This is a genomic window from Frondihabitans sp. PhB161 (assembly GCF_003814635.1).
GTDB lineage: Bacteria > Actinomycetota > Actinomycetes > Actinomycetales > Microbacteriaceae > Frondihabitans.
In genome coordinates, this window is the sequence record NZ_RKQW01000001.1 from 235,301 (window position 1) to 250,432 (window position 15,132).

General features: G+C 66.5%; 22 protein-coding genes. 12 read left to right on the forward strand and 10 right to left on the reverse strand.

Annotated elements, in window-relative coordinates; translation table 11 throughout:
- Positions 1 to 139 precede the first annotated feature (139 nt).
- Together EDF39_RS01180 and EDF39_RS01185 are read right to left on the reverse strand one after the other, a co-directional pair.
- Positions 140 to 592 carry an aspartate/glutamate racemase family protein gene (locus tag EDF39_RS01180; RefSeq protein ID WP_370275167.1) on the reverse strand — a complete coding sequence of 151 codons (453 nt, stop codon included), beginning with the start codon at positions 590 to 592 and terminating at the stop codon, positions 140 to 142.
- 21 nt (positions 593 to 613) lie between these two features.
- Complete coding sequence (locus EDF39_RS01185) at positions 614 to 1,357, reverse strand: alpha/beta fold hydrolase (protein ID WP_123939789.1); 744 nt, start codon at positions 1,355 to 1,357, stop codon at positions 614 to 616.
- 53 nt (positions 1,358 to 1,410) lie between these two features.
- On the opposite strand from EDF39_RS01185, the gene EDF39_RS01190 reads away from it, so the two are divergent.
- The gene (locus EDF39_RS01190) at positions 1,411 to 1,836 is read left to right on the forward strand and encodes a MarR family winged helix-turn-helix transcriptional regulator (protein ID WP_123939791.1); all 426 of its coding nucleotides are present in this window, start codon (positions 1,411 to 1,413) and stop codon (positions 1,834 to 1,836) included.
- A 53-nt stretch (positions 1,837 to 1,889) separates the two neighbouring features.
- On the opposite strand, the gene EDF39_RS01195 is transcribed toward EDF39_RS01190, so the two are convergent.
- From EDF39_RS01195 to EDF39_RS01220, 6 genes are all read right to left on the reverse strand, one after another.
- Entirely contained in the window at positions 1,890 to 2,390 is a 501-nt protein-coding gene (locus tag EDF39_RS01195) for an MFS transporter (protein WP_123939793.1), read from the reverse strand.
- Positions 2,342 to 3,205 (reverse strand): MFS transporter, encoded by an 864-nt coding sequence (locus EDF39_RS01200; protein WP_158613112.1) that lies wholly within the window; start codon positions 3,203 to 3,205, stop codon positions 2,342 to 2,344. Before EDF39_RS01200 ends, EDF39_RS01195 begins: the two co-directional genes overlap by 49 nt.
- Positions 3,165 to 4,004, reverse strand: coding sequence for an oxidoreductase (locus EDF39_RS01205; RefSeq protein WP_123939797.1), 840 nt, complete (start codon positions 4,002 to 4,004; stop codon positions 3,165 to 3,167). Before EDF39_RS01205 ends, EDF39_RS01200 begins: the two co-directional genes overlap by 41 nt.
- 37 nt (positions 4,005 to 4,041) lie before the next feature.
- A complete protein-coding gene (locus tag EDF39_RS01210) occupies positions 4,042 to 4,800 on the reverse strand; it encodes an SDR family oxidoreductase (RefSeq protein WP_123939799.1) in 759 nt (252 codons plus the stop codon).
- A gap of 11 nt (positions 4,801 to 4,811) precedes the next feature.
- A complete protein-coding gene (locus tag EDF39_RS01215; RefSeq protein ID WP_123939801.1) occupies positions 4,812 to 5,507 on the reverse strand; it encodes a flavodoxin in 696 nt (231 codons plus the stop codon).
- Between the two features lie 123 nt (positions 5,508 to 5,630).
- A complete protein-coding gene (locus EDF39_RS01220) occupies positions 5,631 to 6,479 on the reverse strand; it encodes an aldo/keto reductase (protein ID WP_123939803.1) in 849 nt (282 codons plus the stop codon).
- A gap of 100 nt (positions 6,480 to 6,579) precedes the next feature.
- Here EDF39_RS01220 and EDF39_RS01225 point away from each other — a divergent pair, with 100 nt between their 5' ends.
- From EDF39_RS01225 to EDF39_RS01255, 7 genes are all read left to right on the forward strand, one after another.
- Positions 6,580 to 7,464 carry a helix-turn-helix transcriptional regulator gene (locus EDF39_RS01225; RefSeq protein WP_123939805.1) on the forward strand — a complete coding sequence of 295 codons (885 nt, stop codon included), beginning with the start codon at positions 6,580 to 6,582 and terminating at the stop codon, positions 7,462 to 7,464.
- A 14-nt stretch (positions 7,465 to 7,478) separates the two neighbouring features.
- A complete protein-coding gene (locus EDF39_RS01230; RefSeq protein ID WP_123939807.1) occupies positions 7,479 to 7,793 on the forward strand; it encodes a carboxymuconolactone decarboxylase family protein in 315 nt (104 codons plus the stop codon).
- Positions 7,794 to 7,815: 22 nt separating this feature from the next.
- Complete coding sequence (locus EDF39_RS01235) at positions 7,816 to 8,556, forward strand: SDR family oxidoreductase (RefSeq protein WP_123939809.1); 741 nt, start codon at positions 7,816 to 7,818, stop codon at positions 8,554 to 8,556.
- 86 nt (positions 8,557 to 8,642) lie between these two features.
- On the forward strand, positions 8,643 to 9,629 hold the full coding sequence (locus tag EDF39_RS01240; RefSeq protein WP_123939811.1) for an aldo/keto reductase: 987 nt from the start codon (positions 8,643 to 8,645) through the stop codon (positions 9,627 to 9,629).
- Between the two features lie 54 nt (positions 9,630 to 9,683).
- On the forward strand, positions 9,684 to 10,631 hold the full coding sequence (locus EDF39_RS01245; RefSeq protein ID WP_123939813.1) for an aldo/keto reductase: 948 nt from the start codon (positions 9,684 to 9,686) through the stop codon (positions 10,629 to 10,631).
- Positions 10,632 to 10,822: 191 nt separating this feature from the next.
- Complete coding sequence (locus tag EDF39_RS01250) at positions 10,823 to 11,173, forward strand: VOC family protein (RefSeq protein WP_123939815.1); 351 nt, start codon at positions 10,823 to 10,825, stop codon at positions 11,171 to 11,173.
- A gap of 103 nt (positions 11,174 to 11,276) precedes the next feature.
- Positions 11,277 to 11,762 (forward strand): hypothetical protein, encoded by a 486-nt coding sequence (locus EDF39_RS01255; RefSeq protein ID WP_123939817.1) that lies wholly within the window; start codon positions 11,277 to 11,279, stop codon positions 11,760 to 11,762.
- Between the two features lie 140 nt (positions 11,763 to 11,902).
- Here EDF39_RS01255 and EDF39_RS01260 read toward each other — a convergent pair whose 3' ends face one another.
- Positions 11,903 to 12,817 (reverse strand): hypothetical protein, encoded by a 915-nt coding sequence (locus EDF39_RS01260; RefSeq protein ID WP_123957792.1) that lies wholly within the window; start codon positions 12,815 to 12,817, stop codon positions 11,903 to 11,905.
- Entirely contained in the window at positions 12,814 to 13,365 is a 552-nt protein-coding gene (locus tag EDF39_RS01265) for an RNA polymerase sigma factor (protein ID WP_123939821.1), read from the reverse strand. The genes EDF39_RS01260 and EDF39_RS01265 overlap by 4 nt, the downstream gene beginning before the upstream one ends.
- Positions 13,366 to 13,773: 408 nt before the next feature.
- Between EDF39_RS01265 and EDF39_RS01270 the strand changes: the two genes are divergently transcribed.
- The 4 genes from EDF39_RS01270 to EDF39_RS01280 all read left to right on the forward strand — a co-directional run bounded on the left by EDF39_RS01270 (position 13,774) and on the right by EDF39_RS01280 (position 15,125).
- On the forward strand, positions 13,774 to 13,971 hold the full coding sequence (locus EDF39_RS01270) for a hypothetical protein (protein WP_123939823.1): 198 nt from the start codon (positions 13,774 to 13,776) through the stop codon (positions 13,969 to 13,971).
- Positions 13,972 to 14,075: 104 nt separating this feature from the next.
- Entirely contained in the window at positions 14,076 to 14,456 is a 381-nt protein-coding gene (locus EDF39_RS01275) for a hypothetical protein (protein WP_123939825.1), read from the forward strand.
- Positions 14,457 to 14,637: 181 nt separating this feature from the next.
- Positions 14,638 to 14,811, forward strand: coding sequence for a hypothetical protein (locus EDF39_RS17405; protein ID WP_158613113.1), 174 nt, complete (start codon positions 14,638 to 14,640; stop codon positions 14,809 to 14,811).
- Positions 14,812 to 14,954: 143 nt separating this feature from the next.
- Complete coding sequence (locus tag EDF39_RS01280) at positions 14,955 to 15,125, forward strand: CsbD family protein (protein WP_123939827.1); 171 nt, start codon at positions 14,955 to 14,957, stop codon at positions 15,123 to 15,125.
- Positions 15,126 to 15,132 lie beyond the last annotated feature (7 nt).

Below are 15,132 nucleotides of genomic sequence, written 5' to 3' on the forward strand. Positions count from 1 at the left end.
CGACGAACGCCAGGCCGCGACAGGAGAGCTACTTCACTGGAGGTCTTTCAACTGGTCCATTTCGCTGAGCCGGTTGTTCGCCGAATGAGCGGCGGAGGTGAATCGGTTGATGACTCGCGCTGCGATTCGGCCCGCACGGCTAAACGCTCCAGCTGCGGCGCTTCACCCGAGGAGACGCGAACGAGTCGATCTTGCTCGTGGAGAGCCCCTGGCGGATCAGGGTTTCGACGAGGGCCGACGCGGCGGCGACCCCGTCGACGACCGGCACGGGCAGGCGGTCCCGCACGTGCTCTTCGAGGCCGGCCATGCCCGCGCAGCCGAGGCAGATGACTTCGGCCCCTTTCGCGATTGCTCGCTGTCCGGCCGCCACGAACGCTTCAGCCGTGGCGAAGGGATCCTCGTCGAGCTCGAGCACGCCGAGGCCGGTGTCTTCGATCGCGGCGCACCGGTCGATGAGGCCGGCGGTGGTCAGGCTGTCCTCGATCTGTCCGACGGCTCGCCGCACCGTGGTGACGACTCCGTATCGACGTCCGAGCGGCATCGCGAGGTGGGCGGCGGCCTCGGTGATGTCGACGACCGGGATCGACAGCAGTTCGGTTGAGAGCGTCCCGAATCAGGCCATGGCGACGAACGGGTCGATCACCGCCCACGTCGCAGTGGGGGCTTCGAGATGCGGCAGGTGTCCCGCGGCTTGGACCTCGGCGAAGAACGCCCCGGGGATCGCGGCCGAGACTCGGCGGCCGTACGTCGATGTGACGATCCGGTCGCTGGCACCGAAGACGACGAGCGTCGGCACTGTGATCTGAGGTAGGCGCGCGAGGAGCGTCGGGTCGCTCATGCTGGTACCGGCGATGGCGGCCATGGTCCGCCCGTTGGACTGCTGGATTGCGCGCTGCTCGTCGGTGAGGGTGGCCGGGTCGATATAGCCGCGCTCGGGATTGTGCCACGCGGCTTCGGCGAGCCCGCGCGCGTCGAGGCCAAAAAAGTCCGCGATAGGTTCACCGTCCACGACGGCCCCAACACCGTCGATGTTGACAACGGCACCCACGACGTCGGCGTAACGGGTGTCGGAAACAGCCTGGAGTGCCATTTCAAGAGCGATCCAACCGCCGATCGAGGAGCCGACCAGCACCACGTCATGCTCGCCCTGTTCACGGAGCTGTTCGAGGTAGGACGCAGCGAGATCGGCGACGGACGAGATGCTGTCCGGACGAGGAATTCCATCCCAGCCCGGGTGGGTTGGGGCGAGGACGCGCATAGTCGGTGCGAGGTGCGCGACAATCGGCGCGACGGTGCGGGGTCCGCCACCCCCATGGAGAACGAGTGCGGTGCGGGGCATGGACGTCTTGTCGGTCATTACTACCTCTTTATCTCAATATGTTTATCTACGTGTGCTGATACAGTAGCACCGTGACAACGAATCTGGAACAGCTCGGTCAGGCAATCAAACGAGCGCAGTACCGCAACCATCGGGCAATGGACGCCGCGCTGCGCGACGCCGGCGTGACGCTCGTTCAATGGGACGCGCTGCGCGCGATCGACAGAATGCCTGGCGCGTCCGGTCATGCATTAGCGGTCGCAACTTTTCAAAGCGATCAAGCGTTCAGCACCCTTGCAAACAGGATGGTCGACCGCGGGCTGATCGAACGGAACTCGGGTCACGGGCGCCGAATCGGCCACACGCTGACCACGGCTGGGCGGGCAGCCCTGGCCGAAGGGCAACGCATCTCGGCCGACGTGCTCGGCAACATATTCGCCCCGCTTGATGAACCCGACCGGGCCGCCCTGGCCAGAGCGCTCGACACCCTCGCGGGCGACAAGTCACCGTCTCGATAGCCGATCGTCTACTGAGACACGTCGACTGCGTTGCTCGTGCATTTCCGTCGTCGCTATGCAGCGTGACGAGTGACGTCTCGCTCCTGACGAAGAGTCACCACTGCGACGAGTGAGGCGACGAGGACGAGATCCCCGTAGCCGAGGGCGATGTGCTCCGGTGTGACTGACGTCGCGAGCCGACCGGCGACGAGGCCGGGCAAGGCGGCGCCCGTGTACGAGATCAGGTAGATGGTCGCCAGGAGGCCGGCCCGGTCGCTGGCCGCAGCGTGCGCGAGCACGGTGCGCATGCCTCCGGCGTTGGCCATGCCCTGGGCGATGCCGGCGAGGGCACTGGCGGCAAGGAACCAGCCGATCTGGCCGGTGGTCAGAGCGGTGAGTATCCCCGCGGTGGCCACCACGAAGGCTACGAGACCGACACGGACGGCGACGACGGAGCGCCACCGGCCGGTCAGCAGCCCGCCCACGGGGCTGAGGACGACGATCGAGGAGAAGACGACGGCGACGACTAGGGCACTGTCCGTGCCGAGCTCGTCGGCTGCGAGGACGGGTGACAACGCCTGGTAGAAACCGCTGAGCGACCAGGTCGCGACGAGACCGGCACCGACGGCGAAGAGGACGCGGCCGCGCCGTGAGGCACGAGGATGCGAGGGCGCAACGACCGCACCGCTCCCTCGTTGCGCTGCACGGACTCGGGGCTGAGGAGCAAGCCGACGGCTAGCACCACCAGCACCCCGGCGACGAAAGAGTAGATCAGGAGGCGCGGAGCCGGCTCGAACTCCACCAGCGTTCCCGACAGCAGGGCTCCGACCGGGATTGCGAACGGTGGTGCGTTGCTGGTGATCACGGCGCCGAGCCACCCCGGGCGCGCGGGTGCGAGGTCGAGCACGTACGATCCCAGCGCGCTCGTGGCGACTCCGCAGGCGAGCCCTTGGAAGACGCGTCCTGCGACGAGTTCGCCGAGGGTGTGGACGTTCAGGAACAGGACGCATCCGAGCGCGGAGAGGAGCACGGCGGCGATCGCGACCGGCCTGCGCCCGAGGTGGTTCGAGAGCCGGCCCGTGGTGAGCAGGGCGATGGCGGTCGTGGCGAGGTAGATGACGGTCGTGACGGCGAGGCCGGCGCTGGTGATGCCGTCCTCTGCCCGGTAGGTGTTGTAGAGCGGGATGGGCGTGCCGGACGAGAGGAATACCGTGACGAAGCTCGCCGCGACCACCGCGAAGCCTCTGCGGCGGGAGAGGCGAGGCAGTCGTGCGGGACGGCGGGCGGTGGGATCGACGACGCTCACGAGGCCGTGCGCGCGACGGCGGAGGTGGTCACGCGTCGACGGCTCACGCGTCGTCGCCCGCGAAGTCGGTGGTGCGGCTGACATCGGCCCAGGCATCGATCTCGTCGATGCGGCCCTGAAGTTCGTCTCGAACGATGGTGATCGCGTCGGATCCGAGCAGGAGCCGGAACGGGGCATCGTCAGCCAGGACGGTGTTGATGATGACTCGGGCGGCGCGGTCGGGATCGCCGGGCTGTGTGCCGTGGCTGGTGTCGTTCTCCTTCCGCCGCTTGCCGGCGGTGTTGGAGTAGTCGTCGATGACGGTCGCGGACTGGGCGAGGGAGCGCCCGGAGAAGTCGGTGCGGAACGCACCCGGCTCCAGGACCACGACGCGGATACCGAGGGGGGCGACCTCTCGGTTGAGAGCGTCAGACATGCCCTCGAGGGCGGCCTTGGTTGCGGTGTAGTACCCGGAGGCGGGGTTCGAGCGGGGTGCCCCGATCGAAGAGACGTTGATGATCGTGCCCGTACGCCGCTCGCGCATCTGCGGCAGTACCTGCTTGATGAGGTCGACGGGGCCGAAGAAGTTCGTGGCGAACAGCTCGTCGACCTCCTCGACGGCGGCCTCCTCGACGGCGGCACGGTAGCCGTGGCCGGCGTTGTTGACGAGAACGTCGACGGAGCCGAAGCGGTCGGTGGCAGCCGTGACGGCGGCGACGACCTGGTCGTGGTCGCCGACCTCGAGCGGGACGGCAAGGGCGTTGCGCGGGTGGGCGTCGACGAGGTCCTGCAGGTGGTCGGTGTTGCGGGCGGTGACGACGGCGTTGTCGCCGCGGTCGAGGACTGCACGGGCGAGGGCTGCGCCGAGTCCGCTGGATGCTCCGGTGATGAGCCAGGTGGCCATGTCGATCTTCTTTCGAGTGTGCGGCGGGTGCCGGGCGTCAGTTGTGTGTGCGGACCCGGTCGAGGTCGTCCTGCACGCGCTGCGGTTCCTGCTCGAGCGGGAGGTTCGCGGCGTCGTGGACACCGTCGAGTCCTCCTGCGGGATCGGGGTCGAGGGCGGCGAAGACGGGGGCGAGGTCGTCCTGCTCGGGGCCGCGCTCGGCGACGAGCTCGAGGGTGCGGTGGTCGGCACCGTCGTCGGTGAGGCTGTCGACGAGAACGCGGGCGATCTGGTGCCGGGCGATGACGCCGTCGGCCGGGTTGCCTGCCTGGTGGGTGTCGCCCTGGCGCATGGTGATCTGCAGTTGGTCGGCGTCGTTGTAGTCGAACCAGCCGGGCCGGACGATCGTGTACTGGTTGCCGCTGGCCCTGACGAGGCGTTCGCCTCGGCGTTTCCACTCGGAGCTGGGGTGCCGGACGGTCGCCCCGACCGTGGTCATCAGCGAGATCCGGACCGGGCGCCCGTCGAGGACCAGCAGGACGTTGCGGACGGCGCCGTAGTTGACGGCTTCGCCGTTGCTGTTGTCGCCGTGGGTGAAGACGACGGCGTCGATGCCGTCGACAGCAGCGGTGAGGGTGGAGGCGTCGGTGAGGTCACCGACGACGACTTCTGCGGCCGGGTCGAGGCCACGTGCGCTGGAGGCGCTGCGTGCGAGGGCGCGGGTGGTGTGCCCGGCGACGACGGAAGCGACGACGACGTGGCGGCCGATGCTGCCGGTGGCGCCGACGACAAGGACGGTGAGGTGCTGGTCGGTCATGGTGGGGCCTTTCATGCGAGGCCAGCGGCGGAGGGCCACTGGTCGAGGTCGGTTGCGGCCCCGTCGACTTCTTCGCCCTGGACGGCGAGCCCGTCGCCGAGGCGGGCGCCGGTGTCGAGGTCGCGGTAGAAGCGTGCCGTGGAGCCGAGGCCGCTGACGGCGTAGGTGACGAATGGGTGGACGTCCTTGCTGGCCAGGTCGATGGCCTCGACGAAGGTGGCCATGATCATCGGGGGCTGCACGTTCCAGATCGGGCTGCCCAGGAGCACCGTGTCGTACTGCGTGAGGTCCGGGAGGGCGCCTGCGATCGCGGGGCGTGCGTCGGCGTCTTGTTCCTCGGAATTGCGGGCGACCGTGGGGTCATAGGCGTCCGAATAAGGGTCGGCGGCCTCGATCCGGTAGACGTCGCAGTCGATGCGGTCGCTGATCATGCCCGCGAGGACTTCGGTGTTGCCGGTCTCAAGGGTGCGGCGGTCGCCGTACCAGTAGTTCTCGCCGGGCCGTGAGAAGTAGGCCAGAAGGATGCGGCTACGGGAGGACGGGTTCACGGGGGTTCCTGTCGAGGTCGAGGTGGCAGCCGGCCCTGCCGGCGCCGGTGGTGACGTCGTGCAAGCCGCGAGGGCCGCTGCGGCGAGGCCGGCGGCGGCGAGGCCGGCTCCGCGGAGGACGGTGCGGCGGCTGAGGGGGTGACCGTGGTCGTGGGGCATGAGCGTCGCTTCCGTGGTCGAGGGAGGTGTCGTTCGTGGTGCGGGGCGGGGTGCGACAAAGGGCGGGTGCGCCGCAGGCAACTGCGTCGCACCCGCCCTCTGCGTTGGCTAGCCGAGGGGTGGCTAGCTGAGGCGGCGGGCGGCGAGGTGCCGGACGGTCTCGGGGTCGGCGTGGTCGAAGAACTGCGACGCACCGGTGTCGAGGGCCTTGATGCTCTCGAGCTCGTCGGCGGTGAGCTCGAAGTCGAAGACGTCGAGGTTCTGCGCCATGCGGTCCGGGTTCACCGACTTCGGGATCACGACGATCTGACGCTGGGTGAGGTAGCGGAGGACGACCTGGGCGACGGACTTGCCGTGGGCGTCTCCGATCTTTGTGAGGACGTCGTTGGTGAAGAGGCCGTTCTTGCCCTCGGCGAAGGGGCCCCATGACTCGATCTGCACGCCTTCCTTGGTGAGGAGCTCGTGGTAGTCGTTGTTCTGCTTGAAGGGGTGGGTCTCGATCTGGTTGACGGCCGGGACGATCTCGTTGTTGACGATGAGGTCGATGAGGCGGTCGGCGGCGAAGTTGGAGACGCCGATGGCGCGGGCGCGGCCTTCCTTGTTGGCCTTTTCCATGGCGCGCCACTGGCCGTAGACATCGCCGAAGGGCTGGTGGATGAGGTACAGGTCGACGTAGTCGAGGCCGAGCTTCTGCAGGGAATCGTCGAACGCACGGGTGGTGTTCTCCTCCGCGGGGGCGTCCTGGATCCAGAGCTTGGTGGTGATGAAGAGCTCGTCGCGGGCGATGCCGGACGCCTTGATCGCGGCGCCGACGGCGTCCTCGTTGCCGTACGCGGCGGCGGTGTCGAGGAGGCGGTAGCCGGCGGAGAGGGCGCTCTCGACGGCCTTCTGGGTCTCGTCGGCGCCGACCTGGAAGACGCCGAAGCCGAGGATGGGCATTTCGATGCCGTTGTTGAGGGTGACTGTCTGCATGTGACCATCACACTCCCGCCTTCACGGGCGTGGGAGTGAGGGTTTATACCCTGTCTGGCAGACACTCCCACAGGTGTCGAACCGGTCGTACGGTGGCGGCATGGACAACCAAGCAGAGGCCAGCGACTTCCTCCGCACTCGTCGCGCGCGGATCACCCCGGAACAGGCCGGGCTCATCAGCGGTGGCCGCCGTCGGGTCGCAGGGCTCCGCCGGGAGGAGGTCGCGATGCTCGCCGGGACGAGTAGCGATTACTACACCCGCATGGAGCGGGGGCACCTCGCCGGCGTTTCCCTCGAGGTCCTCGAGGCCGTCGCTCGGGCTCTGCAGCTCGACGAGGCCGAGACGGAGCATCTCCACAACCTGGCCCGCGCCTCGAACCCGTCCCCGGTCCGGCGGCGCCCCAAGGCGCCTCAGTCCGCCGTCAGGCCGAGCCTGCAGCGGTTCCTCGACACCATCACCGGCACCCCGACGTGGGTGCGGAACAAGCAGATGGACATCGTCGCCACCAACCCCCTCGGCCGTGCCCTCCTCGCCCCCGTCCTCGACGACCCCGCGAGCCGCGGCAACAACGCCCTGTTCACGTTCCTCAACCCCGCCGCACGGATCTACTACCCCGGATGGGAGCAGGGCGCCAGCAGCATCGTCGCCACCCTCCGTACCGAGGCCGGCCGTGACCCGCACGACAAGGCCCTCACCGGCCTCATCGGCGAACTCGTCACCCGCTCAGACGAATTCCGCGTCCGGTGGGCGTCCCACGACGTCCGGTACCACCGCACCGGCGCCAAGCAGATCCACCACCCCGACGTCGGTGACCTCGAGTTCACCTACGAGGCGTTCGACCTCCCCGACAGCCCGGGCTGGTCCATGTACGCCTGCACCGCCGCGGCAGGGTCTCCCACCGAGGAACGCCTCGCCCTCCTCGGGAGCCTCACCGCCACCCCTGCCACGACCACGGTCGGCAACGACGCCGACCTCGACCACTGAACGAGAGCACCCGCATGCCCGACCAGACACCCGCCCAGCGCGCCATCGGCGACTTCGCCCCGAAGCTCGTCGACCTCACCGACGACGTCCTCTTCGGCGACGTCTGGGAGCGCCAGGAACTGCCCAAGCGTGACCGCAGCCTCATCACCGTGACGAGCCTCATCACGTCCGGTGCGTTCGAGCAGCTCCCCAGCCACCTCCGCCTCGCACGTCATAACGGCCTCACGGAGACCGAGATCAAGGAGGCGATCATCCAGCTCGCCTTCTACGCCGGCTGGCCCAAGGCCATGTCCGCGATCCAGGTCGCCAAGACCGTCTTCGCCGAGTGACCCACCCCGAAAGGCACCACCCATGAGCAACACCACCACCAGCACTCCACGCGACCGGGTCGCGGTCATCACCGGCGCCTCCTCCGGCATCGGCGAAGCCACCGCCCGCGCACTGCACGGCGCCGGCTACGCAGTCGCCCTCCTCGCCCGCCGCGTCGACCGGATCGACGCCCTCGCCGCGGAGCTCGGCGACGGTGCCCTCGCCGTCCAGGCCGACGTCACCGACCGCGACTCTCTCGTCGCCGCCGCCGACCGCGTCCGCGACGAGCTCGGCAGCGCCACGGTCCTGGTCAACAACGCCGGCGTCATGCTGCTCGGCCCGTTCAGCACCGACCAGCGCGACGACTACCGCCAGATGATCGAGATCAACCTCCTCGGAGCCATCACCACCACCGAGGTGTTCCTCGAGCAGCTCACCTCCGGCGAGGGCGACATCATCAACATCTCCTCCGTCGCCGGCCGCACGGCCCGCGCCGGCAACGGTGTCTACGCCGCCACCAAGTGGGGCATCAACGGCTGGTCGGAGTCACTCCGCCAGGAGCTGCAGCCCGCCGTCCGCGTCGCACTGATCGAGCCGGGTGTCGTGGCCACGGAGCTGCCGACCCACATCACGCACGAGCAGACGAACAGCAGCGTCAACGAGATGTATGCCGAAGCCACGGTCACCGCCGACGACGTCGCCGAAGTGATCGCTTTCACCCTGTCCCGGCCGCGGCACCTCGCCATCAACGAGATCCTGCTCCGCCCCGCCACCCAGGCCTAGAGCACCAGAACCCGGAGGATCGGGCGCCCGCTGATCCTTCACGTCCAGAACCACCAGCGCAGCGCCGCACCATCGAGAGGAACACCATGAAGTACACCCGACTCGGCAACTCAGGCCTCAAGGTCAGCAGCATCGCGCTCGGCTGCATGAGCTTCGGCGACCCCGCCAGCGGCCACCTGCCCTGGTCCCTCCCCCAGGACGACGCCCTGCCCTACTTCCGGCAGGCCCTCGACCACGGCATCACCTTCTGGGACACCGCCAACGTCTACTCCTACGGCGACTCCGAGCGCATCGTCGGCGAGGCCCTCCGCCAGTTCACCAACCGCGACGAGATCGTCCTGGCCACCAAAGCCTTCTTCTCCGACACCCCCGGCGACGGCCCCGGCCTGACCGTTGCCGGCCTGTCGCGCAAGGCGATCATGCAGCAGATCGACGCGTCCCTCACCCGCCTCGGCACCGACTACGTCGACCTCTACCAGATCCACCGCTTCGACCCCGAGACCCCGGTCGAGGAAACGATGGAAGCCCTCCACGACGTCGTCAAGGCCGGCAAGGCGCGCTACATCGGTGCCTCGGCGATGTGGGCCTGGCAGTTCGCGAAGATGCAGCACGCGGCGGACCTGCACGGGTGGACCCGGTTCGTGTCGATGCAGGACCAGTACTCGCTGCTCTACCGCGAGGAAGAGCGCGAGATGTTCGGCCTGCTCGCTGACCAGGGCGTCGGCAGCATCCCCTACAGCCCCCTGGCCAAGGGCCGCGTCGCCCGTCCCGCCGGCGAGCAGACCAAGCGCTCCTCCGACGACCCCGTCGGCAACAGCTTCTTTGCCGACACCGAGCGCGACCGCCCCGTCATCGACGCCGTGCAGCGGGTCGCTGAGGGACGTGGCGTGCCGATGGCGCAGATCGCGATGGCGTGGGCGCTCAACAACCCCGTCGTCACCGCACCGCTCATTGGTGCCACCAAGCCGCACCACCTCGACGACGCGGCCGCCGCCGTCGACATCGACCTCACCTCCGAAGAGATCACCGCTCTCGAGGAGCACTACACGGTGCGCGACGCCGGCGGCTTCTGAGCCCGACATCGGGCAGCACTCCATACCGACGACCAGCACCAAGAACGGACACCCATGACCCGCATCGGCACTTCTGACCTCGACGTCTCCTCCCTCTGCCTGGGCGGCAACACCTTCGGTTGGACGTCAGATCGCGACACGTCGTTCGCAGTCCTCGACGCCTACACCGCTGCGGGCGGCAACTTCATCGACACAGCTGACGTCTACTCCGCGTTCGCGCCGGGGAACGTCGGCGGCGAGTCCGAGACGGTCCTCGGCGAGTGGTTCACGACGACTGGCCGGCGTGAGGACGTGGTCCTGGCGACGAAGGTCGGCCAGCACCCGGAGTTCCGCGGTCTCGGCGCTGACAACATCACCCGCGCGGCAGATGCCTCTCTCGAGCGTCTGCAGACGGACCGCATCGACCTCTATTACGCCCACCGCGACGACCCGGACACCGCCCTGGAAGAGACCGCTGCTGCGTTCGACGCCCTCGTGCAGGCCGGCAAGGTACGCCACGTCGGGCTGTCCAACTACTCGGCCGAGCGCATCCGCGAGTGGATGGCCATCGCGAACAAGAACGGCTTCGCTCGCCCCGTCGCTCTCCAGCCGCACTACAACCTCGTCAAGCGCCACGAATTCGAGACCGAGCTCGCACCCGTCGCGACCGAGTTCGACCTCGGAGTCATGCCGTACTTCGCCCTCGCCAGCGGCTTCCTCTCCGGCAAGTACCGCAGCAAGAATGATTTCGACGACTCCGCCCGAAGCGGCTTCGCCTCCGCCTACCTCAATGACGAGAGCGTGCAGCTTCTCAAAGTGGCAGACGAAATTGCCGAAGCACACGACGTGACCATGCCGACCGTGGCCATCGCGTGGCTCTTGACCAAGCCGACCGTGGTTGCCCCAATCGCCAGCGGCCGGGTGACCAAGCAGCTTGAGGCACTGTTGGCCGCGATGAGGCTCGAGCTCTCGGCCGATGATCTCGACCGTCTCGACGCAGAATCTGCCCGCATCCCCGCGTGACTGCCGTCCGATAGCCGATCGGTCACCGACCACCGGCGGACGCTAGCCACTCCCCCGCAGCTACGGGGCACCGGCTGTATCGATAGGTCAGTCCGGAACTGATCTCGGTGAACGATCGGCTATCAAGACGGCAGTGACGGTCGCAACCTTTGACCCTTTCTCGGGAGGGTGACTGTTACTAACGTGGGGCCATGAGAGCCACGGGTGTCACGGTCGGTCTTCCTGTTCGCGATCTCGAGAGCGCGATCAGGTGGTATCAATCGGTCTTCAACCTGGGCGACCCCGATCTCGAGCCAGTGGAGGGCCTGGTGGAGTTCGATGTGGGGCCCTTCTGGCTCCAACTCGCACACAGGCCCGCTGATGCTGGCCACCGTGGCATCACGGTCAATATCAGCGTTCCTGATGCCGGTGCGGAGCATCAGCGCCTCGCCAACCTCGGTTATGACGTGAGCGAGCTGCAGCGTTTTGAGGGAGTTGTCGAGGTCTTCGAACTCCGAGACCCGGACGGAAACGAAATTGGCTTTGTTACCGAATTGGCCTGAGGACCGCGGGGCCGCGCTTGTCCAGCAAGGGATCGGCTAACGGACGCCGTAGCCCGAGGAAAAAACCCTGCTCCTCAGACGACTTCGGGTGGAGGATCGTGAGATGAATATTGAAGGCATGCCCGAGGACGAGCGTCTCGCAATCCTTGATTCGCTTGAGGCCCAACGCCCTGGTTCTTCGACGCTCGCGGGCGGTCCGCTCGCCGGGCCTGCAACGCCGAACCGTCCAAACGTTCCCATCTGGGAGTACGCGAGCCACGCAGAGCAACACCCCGACGTGGCGATTGAAGATCTCGTAGCCGTTCGATTTCCGGTCATCTTCTATGGTGGCGATGAATTCACTATCTACTCAGCGGCCGAGTACCTCCGGACAGACCCAGCGCCTCCACCCACGCCCATAGGCCTTGACTCAGTTATCGACATGTGGCGGCATCTTCACGCCGCCGGGATTGTCGCTTGGGACAGCGAAAAGAGAGCCGTCGAGCATCGACAGCCGATCGGCACGTACAAAGCTACGGTAGCCGAATGGGGCACTCACTGGCGGGCCAGAGAACAAACGGGCGGCAACGACGTTCCACGGGGCCGGTAGCCGATGGGCAATGGGACGAGTCGCCGGGAGGTTTTCGTACCAGCACGGAAGCGCTCGAGGGGCTGTGGTCGGGAGCCGGGCTTCAGCAGGGCCGGGGATGCCTGGGTGAGGACCGCGCATCCCCGGCTGATGTGGCTGGGTTACTTGCGTGTCGGCTGCGCCGGCGGGTCTGCGGGCATCGGGTGCTCCGTTTGCCACAGGTTGTCGACGTCCCGGAACTCGCGTGGGTAGCACTGGGTGTCGAATGTCTCGAGGCCGTCGGACGGTGTCGAGTACAGGTACCACGGCCCAGTTCCGCTGGGCTTCCCCGTCCACACACCGCCCGAGAACCAGGAGAGCGGGACGTTCGACATGGGGTGCCCGGCTTGCGCTGAACACGCCTCGAGCCGGTTGAACGCGGCGGTGTATTCCGTGAGGGTGACGACCCCGTCCGCGGTTTCGTCCTGTTGCTGCGCGGACGGGGTGGCGATGCTGGCAGCTTTCGCCCACGACGCCCACACCGCATACCGTGCCGAGCCCTCGGCGGAGACCTTGATGGACGCGGTCCCTGAGCTCACCGGTCGCATGTTCCACTGCGAACCCGTCGAATCGGTCTGCTCATCAGACGACGGTGTGCAGGGGACGGGGTCGCTGTCGGTTGTTCCGTTCACGGTCACGGTGATGGTGCCGGAATCGAGGCACTGCCAGATGTAGGCCACCCGGTCAGCGCCCTTAGGTCGGGTTCCGAGCGAAAGCGTCGATTGCCCCTGAGTCACTTCGAAGGCCGGTGTGCCAAGAAGAGCGCCGTGATTGCTGACTTCCACCTGGTACCGGGTCGAGGTCGCCAACGAGGTCTCGAGGAGAGCATTCGTGTCGGGGCCGGCGAACGCTGCCGCTGTCAACCCACCGGTCAGCGCTGACCCGAGAAGGAAAGCCCCGGCGACTGCAGCCGCGGTACTTCGGGATGGTTTCCGGAGACGTCGCCGGGGTGTTTCCGCCGCCTCGACAGAATCAACTTCTCCCATGAGGGCATCTCGCATCGAGGCCAGGCGGGGGGAGATGGGGTTGTCGTTCATAGTGTGCCTCCGAGGGTTTCCGCGGTTGTGTAGTGCTGATGTAGTCGCGCTTTAGCGCGGTGAAGTCGTGATTTGACGGTGCCCGGTGGGACTCCGAGGGCCGCCGCGGCTTCTCGCTCACTGAGGCCTTCCAAGACGCACAACGTCAGGACCTGTTGATCGGTTCGCGAAAGGGACCGGAGAGCCGCAGAGGCGGCTCCCTCGGTGAACCGGTCAGCCAGGTCGGGTGCGGGGTCATCGACCGGGAACCGGGAAAGGAATTGCCGGTGTCGCCGCGCTGACCGAGTGAGGTTGTGGGCGGTGTTCGTGGCCGTGACCAATAACCACGGCAACAACGAGTCGTCGATGAACCGGACGCGATCGCGGTGCCGCCACGCCTCCATAAAAATGATGGCGACAGCATCGTCCGCATCGGCGGACGCCGGGACAAGACCTGCGACGTGGCGCACCAGACGTGGCGCGTGACGGTCGAAGACACGACCAAACGCGCGACCATCACCCGCTACGGCTAGAAGCCAATCCGCCCGGTCCCCAGTGACTTGATCCATACCCGTATTGTCCGATCACCCCAGAAAGGTTCCACGACACGAGCACGGCACGTAGACATTCGTCCGATACCACCTGAGCAGCCCCGGATTCAAGCCGATCCGTCCTATGCGACTTCGATAGATGGTTCGTCGGGCGATCTTGCCCCGAGGTCGAGACGTGGGCGTATCCGATCAGCATCCGACGACCGGAGCGTTTAAACCCCCATCACCGGGCACTTTTGCGGGACAGGCATACGCGAATCCGCAGGCCAGGCGCCGATTGCCCTCGACCGACAAAGACGAGTTCAAGCAGGTGTGCCGATGAACGACCGGCTAACGGTCAATGGGAGGTGGAGATTTCACGCCTGGTGCTTGGGTCGAGAAAGGATTCGTGGCGGCTATGCAACTGCTGCGCGTAGCGTCCCGTCCATGAGCGATAACACGCAGTCCGGTCCCATCATGGATGGCAGCAACGACGCGACGAATGAGGAGAAGCTGTCGGGGTTGATTGAGCAAGTTGACCATGACCATGGCAGCGAGGGGGCCGAGAGTATGGCTGATCATCTGCGCGGTCGGATGGCCGAAACTGAGGTGGAACTCGAAGACCGGGGCGATACCGAAGACTGACACTCCCTTTCCCCGGGAGACCCCATTCCTCCCGGGGCCACCATGGGCATAGCGTGCACACCAGGCGCCTTCCATCTCATCTATAGAAGTAAGGAACAGCTCTCATGTCAGACGCATCAGAAGTCTCCGCTTTCACAACACTCCAGATCTCGGAGGGCGACAGGGTCCGACTGATCGGGAATGCGCCGAACCTTTTCAACGACGACAGAAAACCGGCCGGGGTCACGGTCACAGGCTTGGGATCCGAATCCGCTGAGGTGGGCGTGATCGTGGTCGACTCCGAAGCTGATCTTCGGGAGCGGCTGTTCACCGAACTCGACGGGCTCAAAGGGGCGAAGAGGGTGTGGATTTTGTCCCCGTCGGACAGCAGCGAGGCGCCCGACGCGGATGCTATTTCCGCTGAGGCCGACGTGGTGTCGTGGTCCGCTGCCCCGAGCATCACCGTTCAAGGATTTATTGCCGTGGAGCTCACCTTTAACAACTAGCACCAAAAGACGCCGAGCCCGATGGGGTCGGCGGCGTCTCCCGCAAACATCTTGGCGAACCGGGCAATGGGTCCCCTACTGGGAACCCCAACGCAGCCCTTGATCGGGACAGCGACACCACGTCCGGCGAAGACCCCCAAAACAACCACCCCGCACCATCTCAAATGAAGGAGAACATGTCATGAGCGACTCCCCGAACATCGACCCCGACCTCACCACGGACATTCCGGAAGACACCGCCCCAGATGACGCGCAGCAGGAAGCGCCCGACGTCGAGGTGACGTCTGCCGAAGAGGTCGACCCGGACGACGGTACCGATGACGACGACGTCCCCGTAGACAACCCTGCCGGCTGAACACAGCCAATCATGTGGGGCGAGCCGCGCCAGAAGGTGTGGCCCGCCTTTTGAACGGATACGCGGTCGGGCGTGACGAATGCCGGTCTCGACTCGTTTCCTTAGTGAAGGTTCTACCTCGTTCCCATCAAAGGAGATTCACCATGAGTGCTGCTGACAAGATTAAGAACGCTGCCGAGGACCTCGCCGGTAAGGCGAAGGAAGCCACCGGTAAGGCCACGGACAACGAGTCTCTCGAAGCAGAGGGTCACGGCGACCAGGCGAAGGCATCGGTCAAGAAGACCGGCGAGGACGTCAAGGACGTTTTCAAGTAACCCAGCA